This window comes from Flavonifractor sp. An112 (assembly GCF_002161085.1).
In the GTDB taxonomy this organism is placed as follows: domain Bacteria; phylum Bacillota; class Clostridia; order Oscillospirales; family Oscillospiraceae; genus Flavonifractor; species Flavonifractor avicola.
In genome coordinates this window covers 1-21,140 of the sequence record NZ_NFLU01000009.1, presented here as the reverse complement: position 1 = coordinate 21,140, position 21,140 = coordinate 1, and the positions used below count along the sequence as shown (strand labels likewise).

The window sequence follows — 21,140 nt, the reverse complement described above, 5'->3', positions numbered from 1 at the left end:
GCCAATTATTATAGCATCATCATACGCTTATTTCCGGCATATGTCAATATCATTCTAAAAAAGATGGGGGTGCAGCGGATTGCCGCACCCCCAATCTTTTCTTATTTTCGATTGTTTTTCTTCAGATCCACCAGGCAGATGTTCAGATCCACCTTACCCTCGATCCCGCTTACCGTTCCGCTGCTGGAATACTGCCACATATCATAGTAATACGGGAATGTGGTGGGTGTCCAGCCGGTGGTATAGTGGGCCAGCCAGAAAGGATAGTCCTGCAGCTGAGAGAGGTCAAACCCCTTGTTTACCAGATTGGGATTGCTGTAGGCCATGGGCTGATATCCCTCATCCTGGATCACCTGGTTAAATGCCTTGGTACAGTCAATGATCTCCTGGTAGGTCATGTTGTATGTACGGCTGCTGCTGTCGCTGACATACTCCCAGTCAAATACCACCGGATAGGTCACATCATATCCCTCGATCCACTCCAGGGTCTGATAGGCCTCCTCCATTGCTTCTTCCTCGTTGACCGCCTGGGAGAAGAAGTAAACCCCCACATCGATACCCGCTCGGGTGGCGTTTTCTATGTTATAGGTAAAATAGGGGTCCTGCACGATCTTACCCACGGTATACCCTCGATAACCTACCCGAATGATGGCAAATTCCACTCCGGATTCCGCCACCAGGTCCCAGTCGATCTTGCCCTGGTGGGAGGAGACATCGATGCCCACATGGCTCTCCGCATCTCCATTGTAGCTGAGGAAGCCATCCTCATTGACATAAAACGCCTCGCTGTCATAGGGGTTGGATGGGATGGGCATTGGAGTAGGCGTAGGCGTTGGCTCCGGTGTTTCACTGGGAGTAGGTTCCGGATCCGGGCTTTCGCTGAGGGTGGGTTCCGGTGTAAGTGTTGGCGTGGGAGTAGGCGTGGGAGTAGGTGTAGGAGTAGGCGTAGGCGTTGGAGTTGGAGTTGGAGTTGGAGTTGGAGTCGGAGTTGGAGTCGGGGTAGGCGTGGGCTCCGGCTCCGGCTGGCTGTTCTGGTCGTAGCGGGTCAGAATAACCGCTGTCTCCGCCCGGGTTGCCTGGCCGGAGGGATCAAAACAATTTCCCGGCTTACCGCTGATGACCTGCTCCGCCTGGGCCCAGTCCACTGCGGGAACCGCCCAGGACGAGATCTCGTCTGCATCGGCATAGGGTGTACCGGCGCTGGCGTCCGGGCTGCCTGCATAGCGCCACAAAATGGTGGCCACCTGCTCCCGGGTCACAGGGTCGTTGGTACCAAAGGTCTGGCTGCTGTACCCGGTCACATAGCCGTTCTGCTGGGCCCACAGCACCGCGTCGGAGTACCAGGTATCATTCTCTGTATCGGTAAAATTGTCCTTACCACTCACTGCCGGACTGCCCGCCATCCGGTAGAGCACCGTGGCCAGCATGGCCCGGCTCATGGACAATTCCGGCGCAAACATACTGCCGGAAATACCGCTCATCAAACCGTTGTCATACACATAGGATACCGCGCCGGCATACCATATGCCGGGGGCTACGTCGGTAAAGGACCCGCTGCTCCCCGCTGCTTGGACCGTTCCGCCAAAGGACAAAGGAATCATGGCTGCCAGTAGTGCGCCTGCCAGCAACCCGGATACTGCTTTCTTTCTAACCATGGACTTTCCTTTCTGCGTTGGACTCTGTTCTGTCTTGGATGATGCGATTGATAATAGCATAACAGAAATCCTGCTGTTCGACAAGTTTTGAACGGAAATTTTATAATATTTGCTGTTTTCCTTTTATTCCACCCAAGATAGTTCCACGCAGTATACATAAGTTTTTACAGAGTTTTCTGCACAAAAAGGCTCCCGCCAGTCTGGCGGGAGCCTTTTTGCAGGATAAAAATCAACCCAGTTTGCTGTACTCGGTCTCGGAAACTGCCTCCAGCCACTCATTGGAGCAGTTCTCACCAGGCACTTCCAGGGCAAGATGGGAAAACCAGCTGTCCGATACGGCGCCATGCCAGTGCTTGACGCCGGTGGGAATGTTGACCACATCGCCGGGATGCAGCTCCCTGGCCTCCTTCCCCCACTCCTGATAGCAGCCTCGGCCAGCTACGCAAATCAAAATCTGCCCGCCGCCCTTGTCAGCGTGATGGACGTGCCAGTTGTTTCGGCAGCCTGGCTCGAAGGTCACGTTATATACCCCCACCTGGCTGACAGAGAGGGGCTGCAGGTAGCTCTGGCCCACGAAGTACTGAGAGAACCCGTCGTTGGGCACCCCGATGGGAAACACCATTTCTTTCTGGTGCATGGCCTTACCATCATCGCCGGCATCCTCGGCCCACACTTCCTTGGCCATACGGAAGGCCGCCCAGGCCTTGGGCCAACCTGCGTAAAAGGCAGCATGAGTCAAAATCTCCGCAATCTCCTGGCGGGTAATACCGTTTTGCTTGGCAGTGCTCAGGTGATACTGGAAGGAGCTGTCCACCAGCCCCTGAGCCATCAGAGCCACAACCGTGACCAGAGAACGATCCCGCAGGGAGAGTTTGTCCTCCCGGCTCCACACCTGTCCAAACAATACGTCGTCATTCAACTCCGCAAATTTCGGAGCAAACTCACCCAGCGCATCTCTGCCCGCCGTCTGCTTCACTGCCATAACAAATACCTCCTACTCAAGAGAAAATGTAACCTGAACCCTTCCCTCTCCCAGCTTCGCCTGCAAATCGGCGGGATCATCGATCTTTGCAAGCCGGGTGAAGTTCCAGGTATTCGTACCGTAGTAAATCGTAATCTGATTGCCCTGATAGAGGATCACATCCCCCGGCTCCGTGGTGATCTGCTGGTCATTCCGGGTCAGCGTGGTACCCAGCGGGCCCACTTTTTCAAAGCCACCGTAATCCTCCATCTCGATGGTCACCGGCCCCTGTGCCAGCAGCTCCTTGAATTCACGGGCCGAGCTGTTGTCCTCCAAGGTAGCCAGCAGTTCCTCATCGCCTACTGTGATCTTCAATGCCGTTTCCTCCTGACCGGATGCCGTCTCCGCAGATTGTGTCTCTTCTGGAACGCTGCCCCCGCAGGCCGACAGTCCCAATAGGGCAAGGAGCATACACAGCCACTTTGCCGCGGTTCTCATACACCCTTACCCATCTTATAGGCCTCGGCCAGCTTTTCGGTCAGACAGGCCATATCGCCCGGGTCATTGACGCCGCCGCCCCGTACCACACCGGCCAGCCGAGCCTTTTCAAAACAGGCGATCCAGCCATTCAGGCCGTTGACAGGGCCGTCAGAGGCGCTGTCCTCCTCCTCAGCGGAGGCGGTGAGTAAGTAGATATCCCGGAAAGCGTAGTCGGCGGCGTACAGAGAATTGGCCCGGTCCAGCAGGGTTTTCATCTGGCCGGACATCTCGTAATAGTACACCGGGGTGGCAAAGCAAATCACATCCGCCGCCGCCATCTTTTCCACAATCGCGTTGGCGTCGTCCTGAATCACACACCGGGACTGCTTCAGACAGGCCAGACAGCCCCTGCAAAAGTGCAATTCCTTCCCCTGTAGGGAGAGCAGCTCCACCTGATGGCCGGCCTCCTGGGCACCCTGGACAAACTGCCGGGCCAGCAGATCAGAATTGCTGTTGTGACGCAGGCTGGTAGAAATCACCAAAACTTTCTTGCTCATGCTTCGTCCTCCTCGCCGATGGTCCGTATGACTTTTGCAGGTACGCCGCCTACCACGGTATTCTCCGGCACATCTCTGTTCACCACCGCGCCGGCGGCCACAATGGCGCCGTCCCCGATGGTCACACCAGGCAGAATGGTAGCATTGGCGCCGATCCACACATTCTTCCCGATTCGGATCGGTGCGGGGATCATGCTGCCTCGGTCTTTTGGCGAGGCAACGTGGTTAAGGGTCGCCAGCACCACATTATGACCGATGAGGGCACCATCCTCGATAAAAATGCCGCCCTGATCCTGAAATTTGCACCCCGCGTTGATAAACACATTCTTTCCAATATGGATGTTTTTTCCACAGTCCGTGTAGAAAGGCGGGAAAAGCCCGAAGCTCTCATCCACCGGCTTGCCGATCAGCTGAGAAAACAGGGCCCGCAGCTGCGCCGGTTCATGATAGCTCCCGTTGATCTCCGCGGTAATCCGCAGGGCCTCCTGGCTGACGCCGTGCATGAATTGGTGAACCTCGCTTCCGCCCTGCACCACGTTACCGCTGTTCAGTTCATTCAAAAATTCTTCTAGCTCCATGTTACGCTCCCAATTCTTCAGGTATTTGGTTTCATTGTATCACCGGCGCTTTCAGATAACAAATACCTATATAGAATATCTTACTATGCTTGAAACCTATAGTTAAGTCATGCTATTATCTATACAGAGGTGAGCGCTATGGAGTTAAGAGTGCTTCAATATTTTCTGGCCGTGGCACGGGAGCAAAATATCTCAGCGGCGGCACAATCCCTTCACCTGACACAGCCCACCCTCTCCAGGCAGCTCAAGGAGCTGGAGGAAGAGCTGGGTAAGCAGCTGATGGTCCGGGGCAACCGGAAGATCACGCTGACCGAGGACGGTATGCTGCTGCGGAAACGGGCGGAGGAGATTCTGGAGTTGGTGGACCGGACGGAGAAAGAGGTTATGCAGTCCGGCAACACCGTCAACGGGGATATCTATATCGGCACCGGTGAGACAGACGGCGTGCGCCAAATCGTTGGGGCTGCCAAACAGCTGCGGGAGCGCTACCCGGGTATCCATTTCCACATCGTCAGCGGCGACGCTGTGGACGTATGCGAGCGGCTGGACAAGGGGTTGTTGGATTTTGGCGTCCTTCTTGGGGACATGGACAAAACAAGATACCACTATATGGAGCTGCCTATGAAGGACACCTGGGGGGTACTGATGCGGCGAGACAGTCCTCTTGCCCGGCAGGACACCGTTTCTCCCCATGATCTGTGGGACAAGCCTCTGATCCTCTCCCGGCAGGTGGATAATAAAAGCGGCCTGTACCGCTGGCTCAAAAAAGAACCCTCGGAGCTCTACACCGTGGCCACCTATAATCTGATCTACAACGCCTCGTTAATGGTGGACGAGGGGCTGGGATACGCCTTTACCCTGGACAAACTGGTAAACACCACTGGCAGCAACCTGTGCTTCCGGCTCCTGAAGCCAAAGCTGGAGCTGGGGATGCACCTGGTCTGGAAAAAATCCCAGACATTTTCCAAGGCGGCAGAACTGTTCCTGGAGCAACTGCAGAATCACCTGTCCTCTTCTCAAAACGTAAGCAAATAACTTGGACGCCCGGCTGATGCCGGGCGTCCATTTTGTTGCTTGGTTCTTTCTTTGTTTGTAAATTCAAGGATACTGCAGGTCTGTTGCGCCAATCATTCTCCTTCGATTACTTCAGCTGCGCCCCGTCCCGGAAGGCGTTGCCCACCTTCTCACCCAGCTTGCGGTAGGTATTGTGGATGGGGTCAAAGATAATGGGCTGCAGCTTGTCCGGATCGATCTTTCCGTCCTCTCCCAAAACCGACTCATCAGCACTGACATTTACGATCTCGCCTACCAGACGGCAGCTCTCCGGATCATAGCTGACCAGGCGGCACTCCACAGCCATAGGCAGCTCATCAATGAGGGGCGCATCCACAAATTCTGCTTTGCTGGTATGCCAGCCCGCTTTTTCCAGCTTATTGGCCACGTTATTGCCCGACTCAATACCCACATAGTCGCAGGCCACCATCTGCTCTGCCGTGGCCATGCTTACCGTAAAAGCCTTCCGGGCCAGAATATTGGCGGTGGTCTTATGACCGGCGCTGATACACATGGACAATTCTTTCTCCTCGCTGATGCCGCCCCAGGCCGCATTCATGGCGTCCGCCGTGCCATCTTCGCCATAGGTGGCCAGGATAAAGACCGGCTGGGGGTAGGTCCAGGGTTTTGCTCCAAAATTCTTACGCATAAAAGATACCTCCTGTTTGATGATTTTCAGCAGTTGCCAGTATAAACATCATGCAGTTCTTCCCGTGCCACATCTGCCAGGCGGTAGACCGTCTCCACCGGCGTAGGTGGACGGTCCGCCATACGATGGCGGGGGAAAAAGCGGGAGATGTGCAGGGGAATGTGGGAATCGACCGAGGAGAGCCATCGGGACAGGGCCCGGATCTCCTCCTCCGTGTCATTTTCTCCCGGCACAATCAGCGTGGTGACCTCCAAATGGCAGCGGCCGGCAGCCAGGGAGATGGAGCGTTTCACACTCTCCAGATCTCCTCCCAGAGCACGGTACCATCGTTCGGTAAAGCCCTTCAAATCAATGTTTACCGCGTCGATCAGCGGCAGCAGCTTCCGCCACCAGTCCTCTGCAATGGTACCATTGGTCACCAGCACGTTGAGCATCCCGGCCTGGTGTACCAGCGCGGCGCAGTCCCGCACATACTCATAGCCAACCAGCGGCTCATTATAGGTATAGGCCACACCGATATTGCCCCGGCTGGCCAAACGTACAGCCTCCCGTACCAGTTCTTCCGGTGTGCAATCCCTGGTTGGGAATGTCTCCCCTGCTCCAGCGATCTCAATATTCTGACAGAAGGAACAGCTCAGATTACAGCCAAAGCTGCCCACCGACAGTACCATACTGCCTGGATGAAACCGGCGCAGCGGCTTTTTCTCAATGGGGTCCAGGGCCAGCGCAGTCAGCTTGCCATAATTGAGCGGGACAATCCGTCCGCCCCGGTTGCCTCTGGCCCTGCACAGCCCGGTCTGTCCCTCCGCTAATTGGCAGCGGTGAAAACACAATTCACACGAGATGCTCATCGGTGCCGCACCACCTGAAATCGCTGGATCTGATACGGATCCTCCGCGCCGATCCCGCCCTTTTGCCGGGCAATATCCAGCTGCTGCGCCACTGTGTCCACACCTTCCAGGTCAGGCAGCAGCAGTCCCCGCCGCTGCCCGCAGCTGACAATGACTCCATATTGTCTGGGGTCCAACTGATCGGGGGAATCCACAGTTTCCGGCTCCCCCAACACATCCACGCTGTACTCCAGCTCATCCAGCTCCCGGGCCCGCACCGCCGGGAACCGCGGATCTCGGATCCCGGCGGAAATGGCGTTTTGTATGATCTCCCAGGCCACATTTCTCTGGGTTGGCGCAATGGTACCGATGCAGCCACGGAGCCGTCCGTCCTTATGGAGGGATACAAAGGCTCCTGCCGCCTGACTGGTCAATTCCTGGGGCAATCCCGCAGGCAGCTGCCCCAGAGGATCCCCGGTCCGCACATAAGTCTCCAGCGACAACCTGGCCAGCCTTACCCAGGGGTCCTCTTTAGCACGTCTCTCCTCCAGCTGGGCCTGCCTGACCTGCTGGAAAGCGGCCGCATACCGGCGGCCATCGTCCCGTCCGGTGACCGGAAACAACGCCACCGCGTATCCCACCCCGAAAGTACCCTCATGACTCAAAAGCCGGGGCTCCACCGCCAGCCCATCCAAGGCTCCAGACATCATCTGGAAGGCACGCAGGCCGCATTCAGCCGCCCGCTGGCAAAGATCTGCGTCCATGGTGAGAAATTGCAGAAAATCCCCCGACGCCATAGTCTCTGTCACCCGCCGGTCAAAGACCGGTCCCTCCGGCGCAAATCCATAGGGGCCGTTAGATTTCAGTTTATGAGAGAGATCGCCGCTGGCCACAAACACGGCCCGGCGGCCCAATGCCTCTGCCGCCTCGGCCACGCACTGTCCCAGTCGGTAGTGCTCCAGCGGAGAGAAGCCGGAAAGGCCCATCCGTATGATGGGGCAATCCACGCCCGCTTTGCGGAGAAAAACAAGAGGAATCAATGCTCCATGGTCCAGAGCGGGGTTACGCTGGCCCAGGGTGCCAGCCTCCAGACCTTTTTCCCGGGCTCGACGCACAATTTCATCCCGCAGCGGCCCGTCGTACTCTACCTCAATGCGCACCTGCGGGGCGCCAAAAGCAGACATATCGCCCGCAGCACCCGCTCCAGGGGCAATGTGGAAATAATTTCCGTACAAAACCGTGTGTGGTGAGGCTACAATGAGCACATCCGGCTTCCACCGCGCCACCTCTGCAGCGGCGGCACGCATGGCCTGACCGGTGGCATTGATCTCACACTCCCGGCCCCTGCCCACTTCAGGCAGCAGCACCGGAGGATGTGGGGTCAGGATTGCACCCAGCATAGGCATATTATCCGCTCCCTTCCGTCCATACAAAGATTTCTATAAACAGTATAGCACGGCAAAAGGAACAGAAAAAGCCGTTCCCCAACAAAACTGCACACAAATTGTTGTCATGCGTTCTACACATACTGATCTGCAACATCCGCTTGAACGGACTAAAGGAGCAGGCACCCGAAAAAGCTTTCAGTCGCCCGCCCCCTTTTCTGTTTTCTTATTCTCTTTCCGGTACTGTCAGAAATCTTGCCGCCGCCAGGCGATGGAAGATAAACGCAAATACCAGGCCGAAGGTCACACCCAAGATGGTACCTACAATACGAAGGATCACCGCTCCCTGGAGTCCGTAGATCCCGGTCCCCAACATCAGCGCACCAAAACAGTTCATCGCCGTTTTATACCGATAATCGGTGCAAAAGCCCAGACACAGTCCTCCCAAGGGGCCCATTAACGGGTGAAGCGCTTCCGGCGTCACCAGATAAACCACAAAAAACGCACAGGAGCCCGCCACAGCCCCCACAATTCTCTGCCAGAAGCGGGTAACCGTATTGCCGGAGTAAGGATATTCCGATAGCAGCGACGCACAGGCAAATCCCATCCACATGAACCGCTCTGCGCCAAACACCTGTCCCGCAGTCAGCACCAGACTCACGCCAAGGGCCATGCGAAACTGCCACAGATAAACCGGCACAGCAAGATCAAACTTCCGCATGACATGGTGAAAACGCGTCGTCTTATGCTGATCCCGGTGCTTGGCAAACAGGATGGCGCCGCAGATGAGATAACCCACCAAGGCCAACAGTCCGCGGCGAACCAGCGCCTCTCCCACGACGGGATTGCCTGTCAGATAGATGTAGGCAAAGCTGTACAGGCCGCCGTTACCCATTTCAGGCCGTTGGGTGGTCATGCAGAGAATGGCAAAAAAGCCCGCAAAGTGCAGCGGAATCAACAGAACCGGCGGAACCACCGCCGCCGCACTGGGAACCAGAACCAGAATAGCCAGCACCGCTGCCAGGGTAATCAGAGAATCTCCGATGCAATATTCAAAATTGACAAAGCGAATCCCAAGCATCATGCAGAACAGTGCCACTGCCAGAGGGGTGTTGTCGCTTCCGAACACAGCGGATAGCAAACTGATAAACACAATGGCAAAAGCCACGATCAAAACAGACCGAACCGCTATCGCAACCCAGTAATAGGTTTTCTCCCGTTTTACTTCACAGGCTGCAATCTTCCGCTTCAGCACGGAGGGGTCCATCTGCAGCGCGTCATAAAACTTCATGGTCATGGGGCTTTTCCTGTCCTTTCTCAATCTGCACGGCAAGTCGGTCCGCATAATACACAAACGCCTCAAAATCCTGGCTGGAGCTGCGCCATAAATCATAGAAGGGCTGCAGAATACTCTCGTATCCCCTTTTCAATTCTGCAAGACCGGTTTCCGTGATAAAAATCTGATAACTCCGCTCGTCTGTTTCCTTCCGCTGCTTGCGTATGCAGTTTTTCTCATGGAGCGATTTCAGACACCGGCTGACCGCCTCAATTTTCATGCCGCTGTTTTGGCTGAGTAAAACTGGCGTGTTCTGTTCCGGCTTCAGATAGAGATGAGCCAAAAGTTCACATTCGCTGGCGGTAAGCACGGATTTCCGTAGTGGAAGGAGCGAACGCATGACCTTTTGGAGCTGCTGCTGATAATGCACCATATCTGTCCATTCCATAATCGTACAATCTCCCATTTATTTAACTTCGTTAAGTGTATGCCAATTGTAACTCCATGTCAATAGGCAGGATGATCGTCCGCCAAGATAAACAGAAGAACGGGGTTGATACTGCAATGCAGTACCAACCCCGTTCTTCTGTCTTATTTCGTTACGCTGCGCTTGATCTGCAGCAGCATCAAAATCAGACTGACTCCAAGCAGGATATGCCCAATTCCAGCTATACCGGAGATAGCCGCATTCATACCAGCGGACAGCGAGGTCCCCAGCACCTGGGGCACTCCCCGCGCCACCAGCATCACGGCGGTCAGGTTCAGGCCCACATGATAGAGTGCCAGCACCCGTCCGGTCTTTGCGCCTGTGAAGGAAAAAGCCTTTTCCAGCACAAGAATCAACAGGAAGAACACCATACCCAGCAGAAAATAATGGGTATGCACCACAGAGAGCGTGGTCTTAGCCGTAAAGCCGTTGAATTTTGTAAACTCCCGATAAAACACGCCGCCCGCCATGGCCAGGATGGCGTACAGCAGCGCGGTATTCGCATAGCGTTTCATATAGTTCCTCTCCTTATTTGCATTCCCGTTTCATATTCTCCTTCTTGTTCCATTTTGTTTTGGACGGCGCCTGCTGCAATGGTCGCCTTGATAAAGTTTCTGCCAAACAGCAATCCTGCCAGTAGCAGTGCAGCGCCCAGGCCCGTATAAAATACGGCAATAAACCGCTCCGGCGCCAGCCCGCTCACTCGGAGGCCAATGCCCCCGGTCATCATAACCGCCATGATAACAAAAGCTTTTCCGTCAAAAAATTTGAGGAAAAAGTGCCGTTCCTCCAAATAGGCGGCAATCCGGGCAGTGTGCTTTTTGACCAGCCTTCCAAAAATAAAATACTGAAATACGGCAAACACCAGTACCGACAACAGCGCGTTCAGCACCGTAACATAGGTCGGATAGGCCATTACGCCGATCCGAAGGATATTGAATCCCGCCGCGCTCCACACCAAACAGGCCAGAAGCAGCAGCGTATTCCGTTTTACTTTCATCATTGCCTCCTCCTAATGAACAATGTTCAATTTCCGGGATACAAAATTCCCACAGAGTTGTGGGAATTTTAATAGAGGGTCCTGCGGACGATCTCCAATACAACCGAGGGATCATAATCCCGCCGCAGCAACGCAGACAGCATCAGCGAAAACAGGAGATCAGAAAATTTTTCCGCTGTAAATGCTTCGGTAAAGGCATCTAGCCGGACTCTGGCATCCCGCAGCAAGACAGAATGCAGGCTATCCAAAATATGCTGCCAGGTCTGCTGCATCCGCCGTTTTCCATCGGATTTGTCCTCCCCCATGAACCCCAGAGAGTGAAGATTGAAAAATCCGGGATACCGCTTACAGCCGTACTTCATTCGTTGGTACAGCCAGATAATGCAGGCTTGGGTATCCTGAAATACTGCCTCATCCTCCGGGCGGCGGAAGATCTCACACCAGACGCTCTCCACTGTGGCACCCATCAGAGCAGCTTTGGAATCAAAATAGTTGTAGATGGAACCAACCGACACACCGCAGGCGGCCGCCACTGAGCGAATATTGACCGCAGACCACCCCGCTTGCTGGATGAGCTCACGGCTGGTCTTCAGGATCTCCTCTTTGGATGTAACTACGGTATTCATCCTATCACCTCAATATGAACATCGTTCATTATAGTGTTTTATTCTCTTTTGTCAAGTATTTTGGGGCCGGATGCTGCGGTCTCTCTACAAATCGAAATAGCTAAGACTTCCAATAGGTTTTTAGGCGGGCAAATGTCCGTTCCTTGTCAGAACGACCAGTTCATGGTATCATAAAACCAATCAATGAGGAGGTGTTCTCATGCCCCTGCACATCGTTCGAAATGATATCACCACCATGAAGGTGGACGCCATCGTCAACGCCGCTAAAGAGAGCCTTCTGGGAGGCGGGGGTGTGGATGGCGCCATTCACCGCGCCGCCGGGCCGGATCTTTTGAAGGAATGCCGTACCTTGGGCGGCTGCAAAACAGGACAGGCCAAGATCACGAAGGGTTACCGCCTGCCCGCCAAGTTTGTAATCCACACCGTCGGCCCTGTCTGGCAGGGTGGAAGTTGCGGCGAGAGGGAGCTTCTCATTTCCGCCTACCGTTCCTCCCTGGAGCTGGCCTTCGCCAACAAGTGCGAAACGGTGGCCTTTCCCCTTATCTCCTCCGGGGCATACGGCTACCCCAAGGACCAGGCTCTGAAGGTGGCGGTGGACACCATCGGAGACTTCCTGCTCTCCCACGATATGACCGTCTATCTGGTGATCTTCGACCGAGCCACCTACACCATCGGCGGAAAGCTCTTTGCCGATATTGCCGCCTATATCGACGACCACTATGTGTCCGAACATACCGACAGTCTGGAAGAGCAGCGCCGCCGTTCCGCGGGCTTTAACGCCCCTTCCATGACAGAAGTACCGTGGACTCCTGCAAAGGCAGCGCATTGGTCGGACGAAAACCTGAGCCAGCCGGATGAGCGTTTTTTAACAACGTCAATGTGGGAGTCTATTCCAGGAACACCACTGACCCCTACAGCAGCACCATTGCCCCCCACATCGTTGACCATCAGTCTGGACGAGGCCCTCAGTCAACTGGATGAAAGCTTTTCTCAGATGCTGCTGCGGAAGATCGATGAGCGTGGTCTCACCGACGCCCAGTGCTATAAAAAGGCCAACATTGACCGAAAACTCTTCTCCAAGATCCGCTCGGACGTCCACTACAAGCCCTCTAAGCCCACCGCTATGGCCTTCGCCGTGGCCCTGGAGCTGCCTCTGCAGGAGGCCCGTGAGATGCTGGGAAAGGCAGGCTTTGCCTTCTCCCACGCCAGTAAGTTCGACATCATCGTGGAGTATTTCATCGCCCACCAAAACTACAACATCTTTGAGATCAACGAGGCTCTCTTCGCCTTTGATCAGAGCCTGCTGGGAGGTTAATACCATGCCCCGTACCGATGTGACACAGATGTCCTTTGCCAAGCTCTATCCGCTTCTAATCAACAAGGCAGTGAAAAAGGGTCGTACCCGGGAAGAGGTGGACCAGGTGACCACCTGGCTCACCGGATATAGCGTCGAGGACATTGCCCGCCTGGAGCAGTCTGATACCAGCTATGGGGACTTCTTCCGAAATGCCCCGGCCATGAATCCCAATCGAACCCTCATCACCGGCAAGGTATGCGGCATTCAGGTGGAAGCAATCGAGGACCCGTTGATGCGGGAAATCCGGTATCTGGATAAGCTAGTGGATGAGTTGGCCAAAGGCAAACCCATGGCGCAAATTTTGAGAGCATAATTGTCGCCCGCCAGGCGACCAAACAAACATAAAATCCCTCTATACTGTGCTCGTAAACCAAACAACACAGAACAGGGGGATTTTTCTATGAAAAAGAATTTGACGGAACTGGTCTTTATCCTGGACCGCAGCGGCTCCATGCAGGGACTGGAGGTCGATACCATCGGCGGCTTCAACGCCATGCTGGAGAAGCAGAAAAAGGAGCCCGGCGAGGCTTTTGTCTCCACCATTCTCTTTAACGACCATACCCAGGTGCTCCATGACCGGGTAAAAATTGAAGCGGTCGAGCCTATTACCCACAGAGAATACTATGTCCGGGGCTGCACCGCCCTGCTGGACGCAATCGGCGGTGCCATCCATCACATCGGTAACATTCACAAATACGCCCGGAGTGAGGATGTACCGGAGCACACCCTCTTCGTCATCACCACCGACGGCATGGAGAATGCCAGCCGCCGCTATACCTCTCAGCAGGTCAAAACCATGATCCAGCGCCAGAAGGAGAAGTACGGCTGGGAGTTCCTCTTTTTGGGTGCCAACATCGACGCGGTGGAAACGGCGGGATCGCTGGGCATCGCCCCGGATCGGGCGGTAAACTACCACTGTGACAGCGAGGGTACTCGCCTCAACTACGAGGTGGTGAGTCAGGCTGTCACCGCTGTCCGGTGTTGTGCTACGCTGGATGAGCACTGGAAAGACGATATTGAGGAGGATTTTCGCAAGCGGAAGAGCAACCGCCGCTAAAGGATACTCTCCCGCAACACCACGATAAGTAAGGTCCATTTTAGGAGGCAAAGCATGACCTATACCAAAGATGAACTTGTGGAGGCCAAACGGCAGATCGACTCTACCCTGCATAAGCTGCGGGAAACCGTCAAGACTCTGGAAGGGAAAGAAGATCCCGCCCGATTGAAATCTCAAATCACACTGGCCAGACGCCGCATCCAGGCCTTTACGATTGCTGTTTCTCTGATTGAGAAGGAACTGGAACAAATACAGGCATAACAACAACGAGCCCGGAACTTCTTATCATCCAGAAGTTCCGGGCTGTATTCATTTCAAAGATAGTTTTACCAGCTTTGCACGTTTAACAGTTTTAATCTCTTTCGTTTCAAGTGCTTTCGCCGCCGAGAACGGACAGCGCTTGCCAATGCACTGGTTGTTCCGGCCACTGTAAGAGCAGACAGGAATTGTCCGTTCCATCTCTACCCCCAGATGCTCCTTGGTAAAGTCCACGGCGGCCAGGATGGCCAGGAAGGAGTCCCGCTTACAACATCGAGGGCCGCCCACCCGGCCGATGTTCTTCAGCGCCCGGGCGGTCATCTGATTGCTCAAACCCCAGGGTTCCTGGGCCAGGGGTGTGGACTGGGTAACAATGGCCAGGAACTGTCCTGTGGCGATCCCCGCTCCGCAGGCTCCCCAAAAGCCGCAGGCTCCGCCGGGGACCGCCTTGCCCCGGCTATACATCTCCCGAAGCGACTTCTCAAACTCCAAGTTACCACCGGCGTTTTTATAGGCAGTAAGCAGAGCCGCGCCCACCATTACATGGTGCTCCGGACCGTGCATATGGCAGAATGGTAGCTCCATCATCCGGCGGAGAATGGCCACAGGATCGGCAGAAGTCTCAGAGAGACACAGACCAAAGATACTGTCCATACCCTGGGTATGGCAGTCATTGCAGACATAATGACCCGCCACACAACGGGTTTTGCTGGACTCCTTCTTATGGCAGATGGCGCATTCCATGACCTCATCCTGGGTCAGATATTCCAAAGGCGCCTTACAAATCAGACATTCTTCCCTGTTCAAACTCCTGTCTCCTCTCATGCTCATATATGGCATTCACCCGCTCCAGGCTCGTTCCAAGCCCCTCAAAGCCCACGCACCGGCTGGGCTTTGTATTGACGGCATGGTCCAGCAGAGGCTGGGCCTGACAATCCGTATCCAGGCACAGATCCAGCGCCAATACATCCTCCCAGGCCCGGTTGAGAAAGGCCACCTCCCGGCGGCCGTGGGTGCGGGTGATTGCGATCTCGCCCGCCTGCCGCAGATATGTTTTCACCTGATCTTCGGTAAACCCAGCGGCGATAAAGCTTTCCCTCAGCCCCTCCCGAAACAGGCCTGGCAGGTCCGCCCACTGAAGGGGCGTTACATCATAGCGTACAAAGGTATACCGGCTGTGACAGTGGACAGCCAGCAGACACTTGCACCCCCGCAGATCGATGACATGGAGGTCCCAGCAGAAACGCCGGTCTGGCTGCGTGCCGTAGGCCGGCGTTTTCATCTTCAAAAATCGCTTGAGGGGGAAAGTCAGTCCCAGTTCCATCACCTTACCTCGTGGGGAATGGAGATTTTCTCCACCCGAATCTCCCCATCTGCCAGTTCCGCCATCGTCATGGTAATCTCCTGATGGAACCGCCGGGGGCCGCAGGAGCCGGGATTGAGCCACAAAATACCGTTCTTCTCCTCCTGCACATACTTGTGGGAGTGGCCAAATACCACCACATCCACACCGTTAAGCGTTGCGGGAAGTTCTTTCTTATTGTGGACCATATAGAACGTCACACCATCCAAGGTGATGGTAAGATCATGGGGGATGTCTTCCGCCCACTCCTTATCGTTGTTGCCCCGGACCACATAGAGAGGCGCGTATTGCCTCAACTGGTCCACAATGCTCTGTTTATTGATGTCGCCGCCGTGGAGAATGGCGTCGGCGGTTTTCAGCTGCTCCACCACCTCCGGCCGCAGAAGGCCGTGGGTGTCGGAGAGAATGGCTAGTTTCATTTCTGCCCACCTCTGTCGTATGTCTTGCTGAGATTCCGGTAAAAGCTGCGGGCGTTCTCCAGATCCCGCTCGTCCGGATGTCCCTTGGCAATACCGCCTACCAGCTTAAAGGGGCCAAAGGTGTCATAGCCCTTGCAGGAAAACTCCCCCAGCATCCGGCAGTTCTTCTCCTGCGCGATCTTCGCCACAGCCTTGGCCCCACTACCCTTGGCGCCGCCATAGGTATAGACGAAGAACACCGGCTTGCCCTGGGGCAGGTACTGCCGGGCAAACTCCACCACAGCCTTTTGGAATTCAAAACCGTAGATGCCGGAGGCAAAACCGATACAGTCATACTTCTCCAGCCGGACGGTCTGGCGCGTGGTAACATCGATCAGGTCCACATCCCCCTCGCCCGCCATGGCCTTCAAAACGTTCAGCGTGTTCCCATGGTGGCGGGAATAGTAGCAGATGGCGGTTTTCATAGCCCGTTTCCTCCTTGCAGGGTCCATCCAAAGTCATTGTGATAGATCATCTGGCGGGTCATGCCGCCGTCAATGCAGATGTTCTCCCCCGTAAGAAAGCCCGCCTTGTCCGAGCACAGATAGAGCACCATATTGGCAATGTCCAGGGGATTGCCAACCCGGCCTGCGGGCTGCTGAACAGCATCGGGGCCGTCATAAACGGTATAGTCGGTGTCGATCCAGCCAGGCGAGATGGAATTTACCCGCACCTTACCGGCCAGAGTCACCGCCAAGGCATGGGTCAGGGCGGAGATGCCACCCTTGGCCGCCGTGTAGCTCTCGGTCTGGGGCTGGCTCATACGATCCCGGGAAGAGGAGATATTTACGATGGCCCCGCCGGGAGCAAAGTGGGGCGCAAACAGCTTGGCAAGGTAAAAGGGGGCGGTCACTCCCACGCGCAGGGCGTAGTTGAACTCCTCGTAGCTGCACGCGTCAATGCCCTTCATCAGGGGCAGGGCATTATTGACCAAAAAGTCCACATGACCATAGTCGGCAATCACCTTGCGGGCAAAATCCTCCAGAACGGTCTGGTCGGCCAGATCACCCACAAAATAATCGTTGGGAAGTAGGTCAATCGCGCATACCTCGGCGCCTGCTTTCCGGAATTCCTCCGCAATCGCCTTGCCGATACCCTTTGCTCCGCCGGTAACCACGGCAACTTTATGTTCAAACATGGCGTTTCCTCCTCAGTCCGCGTCCTCATCCAGGGTTTCCACCAGAAAGCTCACCGGCCGGAACCCGTCGTTACAGGAGAGCATGGCGGATTGGGGGTTCTTCATCCAGCCGTCGTAGAAGTTCTCACCCCCGTGGCTTAGGGCCAGCACAAAGGGCGAGAGGGTATCCCAGGCGCTTTGGCAAAAGCCCACAGGCTTCTCCCAGCCATTGGCGATAAAGACTTGGCCCACCTCCATGTCGCAGGCATGAGCGATGGGATTCTCATATTGGGCCATCAGGTCCTCGTATCGGGTGATGCGCATGACAGTGATCCTGCACTTTTTCATATGATGATGCCCTCACAGTGGTCGATCTCATGCTGGATGATCTGAGCCGTCCAGCCGGTGAAGGTTTTCAGCCGCTCCTGAAATTTCTCGTTCTGCCAGCGTACCTTGATGGTCTTCCACCGCTTGGCCGGGCGGACGCCGGTCAGGGAGAGACAGCCCTCCTCCGTGTCATAGGGCTCGGACTTTTTAACGATCTCCGGGTTGAACATGACCATGTAGCTGCCCTCGTTATCGAAAGCAATGATGCGCTTATTGATCCCAATCATATTGGCCGCCATACCCACGCAGCCGGCCTTGTGGTGCTCCAGTGTCTCCAGCAGGTCGGCAGCCACTTGAACATCGCCCAGCGTGGCAGGCACCGCCTTTTGGGCCAGGAACGTCTCATCTTTGCAGATATCTCGAATCATCGTAATTTCTCCTTTTGCTCCTGAATGACCGCCGCAATGGTTTCCGTCGCGATACGGGAACCCAGTTCACTGGGATGCACGCCATCGGCGGCATAGAGGTTCTGAGTATCGGACAACTCATAAAACTTCCGCCCTACATCAGCAAGGAGGGCGTGGTTCTCTCGGGCGGCTTTGTGGTAGGCTTCAGACATCTTATGGGCCATCTCACTATAATCCCAGCCCTTGGCTGTCAGCTTGGCCCCGCCTCTCTGGTAAGCCCAGGTGGCGTAGAGAATGGGGACTGCCCCATTCTCCCAAATTTTGTTGCAGAGCTGCTCCACGCTGGCAAAGAAGCTGCCGGGAGCGGTTATGGGCCCGTGGCTCATCTCCTGGAGCACCACATAGTCCCAATGTTCCTTGTCCAGCGCCTCCTGCGTTAATGCACCCAGCTTGGTCTTGAGGTTCAGGTGCTCCGACAGCCGCGCCCCGCCCCGGGTGTGGTGGACCACTTCCGCCCCAGTCAGTTGAGCCAGCATCTGAGGCATATGATTGGTAAAGGTAAAACTGTTGCCCAGCATCAAAATCCGCACGTCCATATCCCTTCTTTTTCTGTTTGCTACAGTATAGCACAGCAATGCTAAAATTGTCATGAAGGCCCCATGTATTTTTGCTGAAAAGGGTGCTCTCCGCTCAGCGGGGAGCACCCTTTTATCGTCAGTTCATGATTCGTGCGTAGATACATCTCAATAAGATTCTCTTGTCGACTCAGTTCTTTCCCTTGCCTGCTCCACCACCTTTTGGTACGGCCCAATGATGTATTGATTCATCTGTCCCTTCATCTTCTTCTGCACAGAGGGAACCGCCAGCATGGCACCTACCAGCTTCATTTGCAGAATGCGCTTTTTCTGCTTCTGGGGGAAGTCGTAGATGCCGTGTTCTTTATAAAACTTGTGGTCGGCTTTCATCATGCCTCTCATAACATAAATGAGGTCCCGGAAAATCTTCATGCCGCCCACCCCGTAGAAATTGGCCGGGCGGGACAGCTTCTTCTCCATAGCAAATACCACAGCATCGGCCAGATTTTGCACATCGGCAGCAGTATTGCCCTCATCGGTGGCCACGCCACACAGATAGTTGCCGCCCACCTCACTGCGGCCTTCCACGATCATGCGCAGGTTGCTCTCATACTGATAGTCGCCGCTGATCAGGTAGGCAATGGGCGTACCGTGGGTAACAGTACGGTGGCCGTTGCAGAACTGCCGGTCATCAAAGCATTTGAAGCTGGAGTGGGTATAATGGTCGGAGATGGTAAAGGCGTAGACAAAGGCGTCGGCGGTCTGGATGGTATTGCGCAAAAATGCGTCAAATCCATCGGTATAGACACATTTCCCTGTGATGGCACAGCCGAAACATCCAAGGCAGCCACCGGCAAAGGGAAACTCCCTCAAATTTACCACCCGGCTCTCAAAGGGCAGCGCGGCACGGAAATCAGCAATCATATTCCGGAGGTTTTCATCCTCAGGGGCGCAGTTGGTAACGATCACAACATCCTTCTCTTTGCTTTTGGAGACAGCGGGCAGTACCGGCTGATAGACCGGCTTCTCCCGCCGAGGCGCTCTGGCAGGCGGTGTGACAAACAGCCCGTGCTCACAGGAAAACATCAGCTGATCGAAAAAACTCCGTGCCTCCTGCTGCCCCTGCTGGGTGAGCAGGTCGTCCATATCGGCGGACAGCCCCCGCACCACCTTCATACCCAAATCAAAGCAGTTTTCCTCCACATAGCGGTGGGCGGTCACATCATAGAAGTGCTTGGATGTGGTGATCTGAGAGGCAAACTTGCCGGAGAGATCCACCCCATCTGCCTTGATGAGCTCGATGAGCCGGTGAAGCTGATAGGGCGCAATAAAGGTATAGACCGGATAGCAGAACAGCAGCAGATCTGCCTGCTCCAATTCCTCTCGCAGCGGAGCAAAATCTTTCTCATAGCTTTTGATGCGCTGGCCCACCGGAAGGACAGTGAAGGTATGCTCCGGGTGCAGCGCCTGCAAATACAGCGCGGTGTGGACCGTGGTGGAATTCTTGCCCTTGGGGCTGGCATTCAAAACAAGAATTTTCATGGTTGTTCCTCCAATTCGTGAAGCAGACGGCTGTACCAGCCAATTTCAAAGTCAGCGGCGGCGATACCGTACTGAATGGTGTATCCCTGGAAGCGCAGTATCTGGGACCAATCGGTCCCAGACGGCAATTCCTGCGGGTCCATCTGACGGAATTGCTGCTGAATGGCACAGAGGACCCCGCGGGTCTCCTTCATCTGCCGGATGTAGTCCCGAATAGCGGCCAGGCGCTCCTCCGGCCGTGCCAGCCCCGCAAAGAACAGACGGGATAGCTCCATGTTCTTCACCCTGTCCGCCTGCATGGGCTGAGCCACCCAGGCAGAAAAAACAGATCTGCCAGTTTCCGTGATGGAAAAGCGCTTTTTACGGCGCTTGCCCTGGATCACTTCACAGGCTGTCACCTTGCCCTCTTTCTTCAGCTTGGCAAGAGCCGTCTGCACGCTGCCCGCGCTATGGGAACAGATCAGGGCCAGGTTTTTCTTGATGAATTGCTGCAACTCATACCCCGTCATGGGAGATAGAATCAGCAGCCCTAAAATCAGGTATTCCATAACGCCCTCCAATATATCTAATAGAGATATTATAGAGCAGGACTTGTGTTTCAGTCAATGCAAAACTGCACAGCTCTACTTGCCGTATCTTGGTAATCCAAGTATACTGAATACAGCATCAGGGAACTGTTTCGCACGGAAAGGAAGGAGGCTGGCTCTATGGATACTATTCGCGCAAAAGAACTGTTGTCCGCCTTGGCGGACGGTATGGACCCGTTTACTGGTGAACTCTTTCCACCAAACCATATTTGCAATCATCCGGATATCATCCGCGCGCTGCACCATATCCTCTCCTTGACTCAGGACGCCAAAAAAGGGGCGAACACGCCAAACGCAGGAAAGTCCTGGCCTCAGGCAGAACAAGATAAATTGGTTGATGAGTTTTATTCTGGAATGAAACTCTCCGCCATTGCCAGAGAGCACGGAAGAAGCCGGGGCGCAATTGAGGCAAAATTGGCACACCTGGGTTTGATTGAGTCAAAACCTCCGGCTAAGCCGGAGGCTTGAGTAGGCCCTAAAAGGGCCTGATACGGACGAAGCCCCTTAAGGGGCCCCGAAAGGTTTGCCGACTGCATTTCTTTCTCGGGCTTACCC

General features: G+C 55.0%; 29 protein-coding genes. 6 read left to right on the top strand and 23 right to left on the bottom strand.

Features of this window, described 5'->3' with window-relative positions; genetic code table 11:
* Positions 1–101: 101 nt before the first annotated feature.
* The 5 genes from B5E56_RS09270 to B5E56_RS09250 form a co-directional block, all read right to left on the bottom strand.
* Entirely contained in the window at positions 102–1,655 is a 1,554-nt protein-coding gene (locus B5E56_RS09270; RefSeq protein WP_158098702.1) for an S-layer homology domain-containing protein, read from the bottom strand.
* A gap of 229 nt (positions 1,656–1,884) precedes the next feature.
* Positions 1,885–2,637, bottom strand: a complete 753-nt coding sequence (locus B5E56_RS09265) for a carboxymuconolactone decarboxylase family protein (RefSeq protein ID WP_087389459.1) — start codon at positions 2,635–2,637, stop codon at positions 1,885–1,887.
* 12 nt (positions 2,638–2,649) lie between these two features.
* A complete protein-coding gene (locus B5E56_RS09260; protein WP_242958888.1) occupies positions 2,650–2,991 on the bottom strand; it encodes a cyclophilin-like fold protein in 342 nt (113 codons plus the stop codon).
* A gap of 119 nt (positions 2,992–3,110) precedes the next feature.
* On the bottom strand, positions 3,111–3,653 hold the full coding sequence (locus B5E56_RS09255) for a flavodoxin family protein (RefSeq protein ID WP_087389457.1): 543 nt from the start codon (positions 3,651–3,653) through the stop codon (positions 3,111–3,113).
* Positions 3,650–4,231, bottom strand: a complete 582-nt coding sequence (locus tag B5E56_RS09250; protein ID WP_087188179.1) for a sugar O-acetyltransferase — start codon at positions 4,229–4,231, stop codon at positions 3,650–3,652. Before B5E56_RS09250 ends, B5E56_RS09255 begins: the two co-directional genes overlap by 4 nt.
* A gap of 138 nt (positions 4,232–4,369) precedes the next feature.
* On the opposite strand from B5E56_RS09250, the gene B5E56_RS09245 reads away from it, so the two are divergent.
* Positions 4,370–5,266, top strand: coding sequence for a LysR family transcriptional regulator (locus tag B5E56_RS09245; protein ID WP_087327546.1), 897 nt, complete (start codon positions 4,370–4,372; stop codon positions 5,264–5,266).
* Between the two features lie 106 nt (positions 5,267–5,372).
* On the opposite strand, the gene B5E56_RS09240 is transcribed toward B5E56_RS09245, so the two are convergent.
* From B5E56_RS09240 to B5E56_RS09205, 8 genes are all read right to left on the bottom strand, one after another.
* Positions 5,373–5,933, bottom strand: a complete 561-nt coding sequence (locus B5E56_RS09240; RefSeq protein WP_087327543.1) for a flavin reductase family protein — start codon at positions 5,931–5,933, stop codon at positions 5,373–5,375.
* Between the two features lie 26 nt (positions 5,934–5,959).
* Entirely contained in the window at positions 5,960–6,784 is an 825-nt protein-coding gene (gene amrS, locus B5E56_RS09235) for an AmmeMemoRadiSam system radical SAM enzyme (protein ID WP_087389456.1), read from the bottom strand.
* Positions 6,781–8,169, bottom strand: a complete 1,389-nt coding sequence (amrA, locus tag B5E56_RS09230) for an AmmeMemoRadiSam system protein A (protein WP_087389455.1) — start codon at positions 8,167–8,169, stop codon at positions 6,781–6,783. Before amrA ends, amrS begins: the two co-directional genes overlap by 4 nt.
* Positions 8,170–8,374: 205 nt before the next feature.
* The gene (locus B5E56_RS09225; protein ID WP_242958886.1) at positions 8,375–9,445 is read right to left on the bottom strand and encodes an FUSC family protein; all 1,071 of its coding nucleotides are present in this window, start codon (positions 9,443–9,445) and stop codon (positions 8,375–8,377) included.
* Positions 9,426–9,872: a MarR family transcriptional regulator gene (locus B5E56_RS09220; RefSeq protein ID WP_087327536.1), complete on the bottom strand. Its 447-nt coding sequence runs from the start codon at positions 9,870–9,872 to the stop codon at positions 9,426–9,428. Before B5E56_RS09220 ends, B5E56_RS09225 begins: the two co-directional genes overlap by 20 nt.
* A 143-nt stretch (positions 9,873–10,015) precedes the next feature.
* Entirely contained in the window at positions 10,016–10,426 is a 411-nt protein-coding gene (locus B5E56_RS09215; protein ID WP_087389454.1) for a DUF2871 domain-containing protein, read from the bottom strand.
* On the bottom strand, positions 10,423–10,914 hold the full coding sequence (locus tag B5E56_RS09210; protein WP_343214244.1) for a hypothetical protein: 492 nt from the start codon (positions 10,912–10,914) through the stop codon (positions 10,423–10,425). Before B5E56_RS09210 ends, B5E56_RS09215 begins: the two co-directional genes overlap by 4 nt.
* Before the next feature lie 65 nt (positions 10,915–10,979).
* Positions 10,980–11,537, bottom strand: a complete 558-nt coding sequence (locus B5E56_RS09205; protein WP_087389452.1) for a TetR/AcrR family transcriptional regulator — start codon at positions 11,535–11,537, stop codon at positions 10,980–10,982.
* 199 nt (positions 11,538–11,736) lie between these two features.
* Here B5E56_RS09205 and B5E56_RS09200 point away from each other — a divergent pair, with 199 nt between their 5' ends.
* The 4 genes from B5E56_RS09200 (at position 11,737) to B5E56_RS09185 (ending at position 14,212) form a co-directional block, all read left to right on the top strand.
* A complete protein-coding gene (locus B5E56_RS09200) occupies positions 11,737–12,852 on the top strand; it encodes an O-acetyl-ADP-ribose deacetylase (RefSeq protein WP_087389451.1) in 1,116 nt (371 codons plus the stop codon).
* Positions 12,853–12,856: 4 nt separating this feature from the next.
* Positions 12,857–13,207 carry a DUF2200 domain-containing protein gene (locus tag B5E56_RS09195; RefSeq protein ID WP_087265786.1) on the top strand — a complete coding sequence of 117 codons (351 nt, stop codon included), beginning with the start codon at positions 12,857–12,859 and terminating at the stop codon, positions 13,205–13,207.
* 87 nt (positions 13,208–13,294) lie between these two features.
* A complete protein-coding gene (locus B5E56_RS09190; protein ID WP_087327519.1) occupies positions 13,295–13,951 on the top strand; it encodes a vWA domain-containing protein in 657 nt (218 codons plus the stop codon).
* A gap of 54 nt (positions 13,952–14,005) precedes the next feature.
* Positions 14,006–14,212, top strand: coding sequence for a hypothetical protein (locus tag B5E56_RS09185; RefSeq protein WP_087188167.1), 207 nt, complete (start codon positions 14,006–14,008; stop codon positions 14,210–14,212).
* A gap of 48 nt (positions 14,213–14,260) precedes the next feature.
* On the opposite strand, the gene B5E56_RS09180 is transcribed toward B5E56_RS09185, so the two are convergent.
* The 10 genes from B5E56_RS09180 to B5E56_RS09135 form a co-directional block, all read right to left on the bottom strand.
* On the bottom strand, positions 14,261–15,016 hold the full coding sequence (locus tag B5E56_RS09180; protein WP_343214243.1) for a DUF5714 domain-containing protein: 756 nt from the start codon (positions 15,014–15,016) through the stop codon (positions 14,261–14,263).
* Complete coding sequence (locus tag B5E56_RS09175) at positions 14,988–15,533, bottom strand: DUF6933 domain-containing protein (RefSeq protein ID WP_087265794.1); 546 nt, start codon at positions 15,531–15,533, stop codon at positions 14,988–14,990. Before B5E56_RS09175 ends, B5E56_RS09180 begins: the two co-directional genes overlap by 29 nt.
* Complete coding sequence (locus B5E56_RS09170; protein WP_087265796.1) at positions 15,533–15,991, bottom strand: metallophosphoesterase family protein; 459 nt, start codon at positions 15,989–15,991, stop codon at positions 15,533–15,535. The genes B5E56_RS09175 and B5E56_RS09170 overlap by 1 nt, the downstream gene beginning before the upstream one ends.
* Positions 15,988–16,455 carry a flavodoxin family protein gene (locus tag B5E56_RS09165; protein ID WP_087389449.1) on the bottom strand — a complete coding sequence of 156 codons (468 nt, stop codon included), beginning with the start codon at positions 16,453–16,455 and terminating at the stop codon, positions 15,988–15,990. Before B5E56_RS09165 ends, B5E56_RS09170 begins: the two co-directional genes overlap by 4 nt.
* Positions 16,452–17,168, bottom strand: coding sequence for an SDR family oxidoreductase (locus B5E56_RS09160; RefSeq protein WP_087389448.1), 717 nt, complete (start codon positions 17,166–17,168; stop codon positions 16,452–16,454). Before B5E56_RS09160 ends, B5E56_RS09165 begins: the two co-directional genes overlap by 4 nt.
* Positions 17,169–17,180: 12 nt before the next feature.
* On the bottom strand, positions 17,181–17,495 hold the full coding sequence (locus B5E56_RS09155; protein WP_087389447.1) for a TIGR04076 family protein: 315 nt from the start codon (positions 17,493–17,495) through the stop codon (positions 17,181–17,183).
* The gene (locus B5E56_RS09150; RefSeq protein WP_087327499.1) at positions 17,492–17,902 is read right to left on the bottom strand and encodes a peptide deformylase; all 411 of its coding nucleotides are present in this window, start codon (positions 17,900–17,902) and stop codon (positions 17,492–17,494) included. The genes B5E56_RS09155 and B5E56_RS09150 overlap by 4 nt, the downstream gene beginning before the upstream one ends.
* Positions 17,899–18,477 carry an SGNH/GDSL hydrolase family protein gene (locus B5E56_RS09145; protein WP_242958883.1) on the bottom strand — a complete coding sequence of 193 codons (579 nt, stop codon included), beginning with the start codon at positions 18,475–18,477 and terminating at the stop codon, positions 17,899–17,901. The genes B5E56_RS09150 and B5E56_RS09145 overlap by 4 nt, the downstream gene beginning before the upstream one ends.
* Positions 18,478–18,624: 147 nt before the next feature.
* Complete coding sequence (locus tag B5E56_RS09140) at positions 18,625–19,998, bottom strand: NAD(P)H-dependent oxidoreductase (RefSeq protein ID WP_087389446.1); 1,374 nt, start codon at positions 19,996–19,998, stop codon at positions 18,625–18,627.
* Complete coding sequence (locus B5E56_RS09135) at positions 19,995–20,546, bottom strand: helix-turn-helix transcriptional regulator (protein WP_087389445.1); 552 nt, start codon at positions 20,544–20,546, stop codon at positions 19,995–19,997. Before B5E56_RS09135 ends, B5E56_RS09140 begins: the two co-directional genes overlap by 4 nt.
* Positions 20,547–20,705: 159 nt before the next feature.
* Between B5E56_RS09135 and B5E56_RS09130 the strand changes: the two genes are divergently transcribed.
* The gene (locus tag B5E56_RS09130; protein WP_087389444.1) at positions 20,706–21,053 is read left to right on the top strand and encodes a hypothetical protein; all 348 of its coding nucleotides are present in this window, start codon (positions 20,706–20,708) and stop codon (positions 21,051–21,053) included.
* Positions 21,054–21,140: the final 87 nt, after the last annotated feature.

What these genes read in the sequence shown, in the direction of transcription:
- B5E56_RS09270 (WP_158098702.1), bottom strand. Translation starts at nt 1,655, where the DNA reads ATGGTTAGAAAGAAAGCAGTATCCGGGTTGCTGGCAGGCGCACTACTG.
- B5E56_RS09265 (WP_087389459.1), bottom strand. Translation starts at nt 2,637, where the DNA reads ATGGCAGTGAAGCAGACGGCGGGCAGAGATGCGCTGGGTGAGTTTGCT.
- B5E56_RS09255 (WP_087389457.1), bottom strand. Translation starts at nt 3,653, where the DNA reads ATGAGCAAGAAAGTTTTGGTGATTTCTACCAGCCTGCGTCACAACAGC.
- B5E56_RS09250 (WP_087188179.1), bottom strand. Translation starts at nt 4,231, where the DNA reads ATGGAGCTAGAAGAATTTTTGAATGAACTGAACAGCGGTAACGTGGTG.
- B5E56_RS09245 (WP_087327546.1), top strand. Translation starts at nt 4,370, where the DNA reads ATGGAGTTAAGAGTGCTTCAATATTTTCTGGCCGTGGCACGGGAGCAA.
- B5E56_RS09240 (WP_087327543.1), bottom strand. Translation starts at nt 5,933, where the DNA reads ATGCGTAAGAATTTTGGAGCAAAACCCTGGACCTACCCCCAGCCGGTC.
- amrS (WP_087389456.1), bottom strand. Translation starts at nt 6,784, where the DNA reads ATGAGCATCTCGTGTGAATTGTGTTTTCACCGCTGCCAATTAGCGGAG.
- amrA (WP_087389455.1), bottom strand. Translation starts at nt 8,169, where the DNA reads ATGCCTATGCTGGGTGCAATCCTGACCCCACATCCTCCGGTGCTGCTG.
- B5E56_RS09225 (WP_242958886.1), bottom strand. Translation starts at nt 9,445, where the DNA reads ATGACCATGAAGTTTTATGACGCGCTGCAGATGGACCCCTCCGTGCTG.
- B5E56_RS09220 (WP_087327536.1), bottom strand. Translation starts at nt 9,872, where the DNA reads ATGGAATGGACAGATATGGTGCATTATCAGCAGCAGCTCCAAAAGGTC.
- B5E56_RS09215 (WP_087389454.1), bottom strand. Translation starts at nt 10,426, where the DNA reads ATGAAACGCTATGCGAATACCGCGCTGCTGTACGCCATCCTGGCCATG.
- B5E56_RS09210 (WP_343214244.1), bottom strand. Translation starts at nt 10,914, where the DNA reads ATGATGAAAGTAAAACGGAATACGCTGCTGCTTCTGGCCTGTTTGGTG.
- B5E56_RS09205 (WP_087389452.1), bottom strand. Translation starts at nt 11,537, where the DNA reads ATGAATACCGTAGTTACATCCAAAGAGGAGATCCTGAAGACCAGCCGT.
- B5E56_RS09200 (WP_087389451.1), top strand. Translation starts at nt 11,737, where the DNA reads ATGCCCCTGCACATCGTTCGAAATGATATCACCACCATGAAGGTGGAC.
- B5E56_RS09195 (WP_087265786.1), top strand. Translation starts at nt 12,857, where the DNA reads ATGCCCCGTACCGATGTGACACAGATGTCCTTTGCCAAGCTCTATCCG.
- B5E56_RS09190 (WP_087327519.1), top strand. Translation starts at nt 13,295, where the DNA reads ATGAAAAAGAATTTGACGGAACTGGTCTTTATCCTGGACCGCAGCGGC.
- B5E56_RS09185 (WP_087188167.1), top strand. Translation starts at nt 14,006, where the DNA reads ATGACCTATACCAAAGATGAACTTGTGGAGGCCAAACGGCAGATCGAC.
- B5E56_RS09175 (WP_087265794.1), bottom strand. Translation starts at nt 15,533, where the DNA reads ATGGAACTGGGACTGACTTTCCCCCTCAAGCGATTTTTGAAGATGAAA.
- B5E56_RS09170 (WP_087265796.1), bottom strand. Translation starts at nt 15,991, where the DNA reads ATGAAACTAGCCATTCTCTCCGACACCCACGGCCTTCTGCGGCCGGAG.
- B5E56_RS09165 (WP_087389449.1), bottom strand. Translation starts at nt 16,455, where the DNA reads ATGAAAACCGCCATCTGCTACTATTCCCGCCACCATGGGAACACGCTG.
- B5E56_RS09160 (WP_087389448.1), bottom strand. Translation starts at nt 17,168, where the DNA reads ATGTTTGAACATAAAGTTGCCGTGGTTACCGGCGGAGCAAAGGGTATC.
- B5E56_RS09155 (WP_087389447.1), bottom strand. Translation starts at nt 17,495, where the DNA reads ATGAAAAAGTGCAGGATCACTGTCATGCGCATCACCCGATACGAGGAC.
- B5E56_RS09150 (WP_087327499.1), bottom strand. Translation starts at nt 17,902, where the DNA reads ATGATTCGAGATATCTGCAAAGATGAGACGTTCCTGGCCCAAAAGGCG.
- B5E56_RS09145 (WP_242958883.1), bottom strand. Translation starts at nt 18,477, where the DNA reads ATGGACGTGCGGATTTTGATGCTGGGCAACAGTTTTACCTTTACCAAT.
- B5E56_RS09140 (WP_087389446.1), bottom strand. Translation starts at nt 19,998, where the DNA reads ATGAAAATTCTTGTTTTGAATGCCAGCCCCAAGGGCAAGAATTCCACC.
- B5E56_RS09135 (WP_087389445.1), bottom strand. Translation starts at nt 20,546, where the DNA reads ATGGAATACCTGATTTTAGGGCTGCTGATTCTATCTCCCATGACGGGG.
- B5E56_RS09130 (WP_087389444.1), top strand. Translation starts at nt 20,706, where the DNA reads ATGGATACTATTCGCGCAAAAGAACTGTTGTCCGCCTTGGCGGACGGT.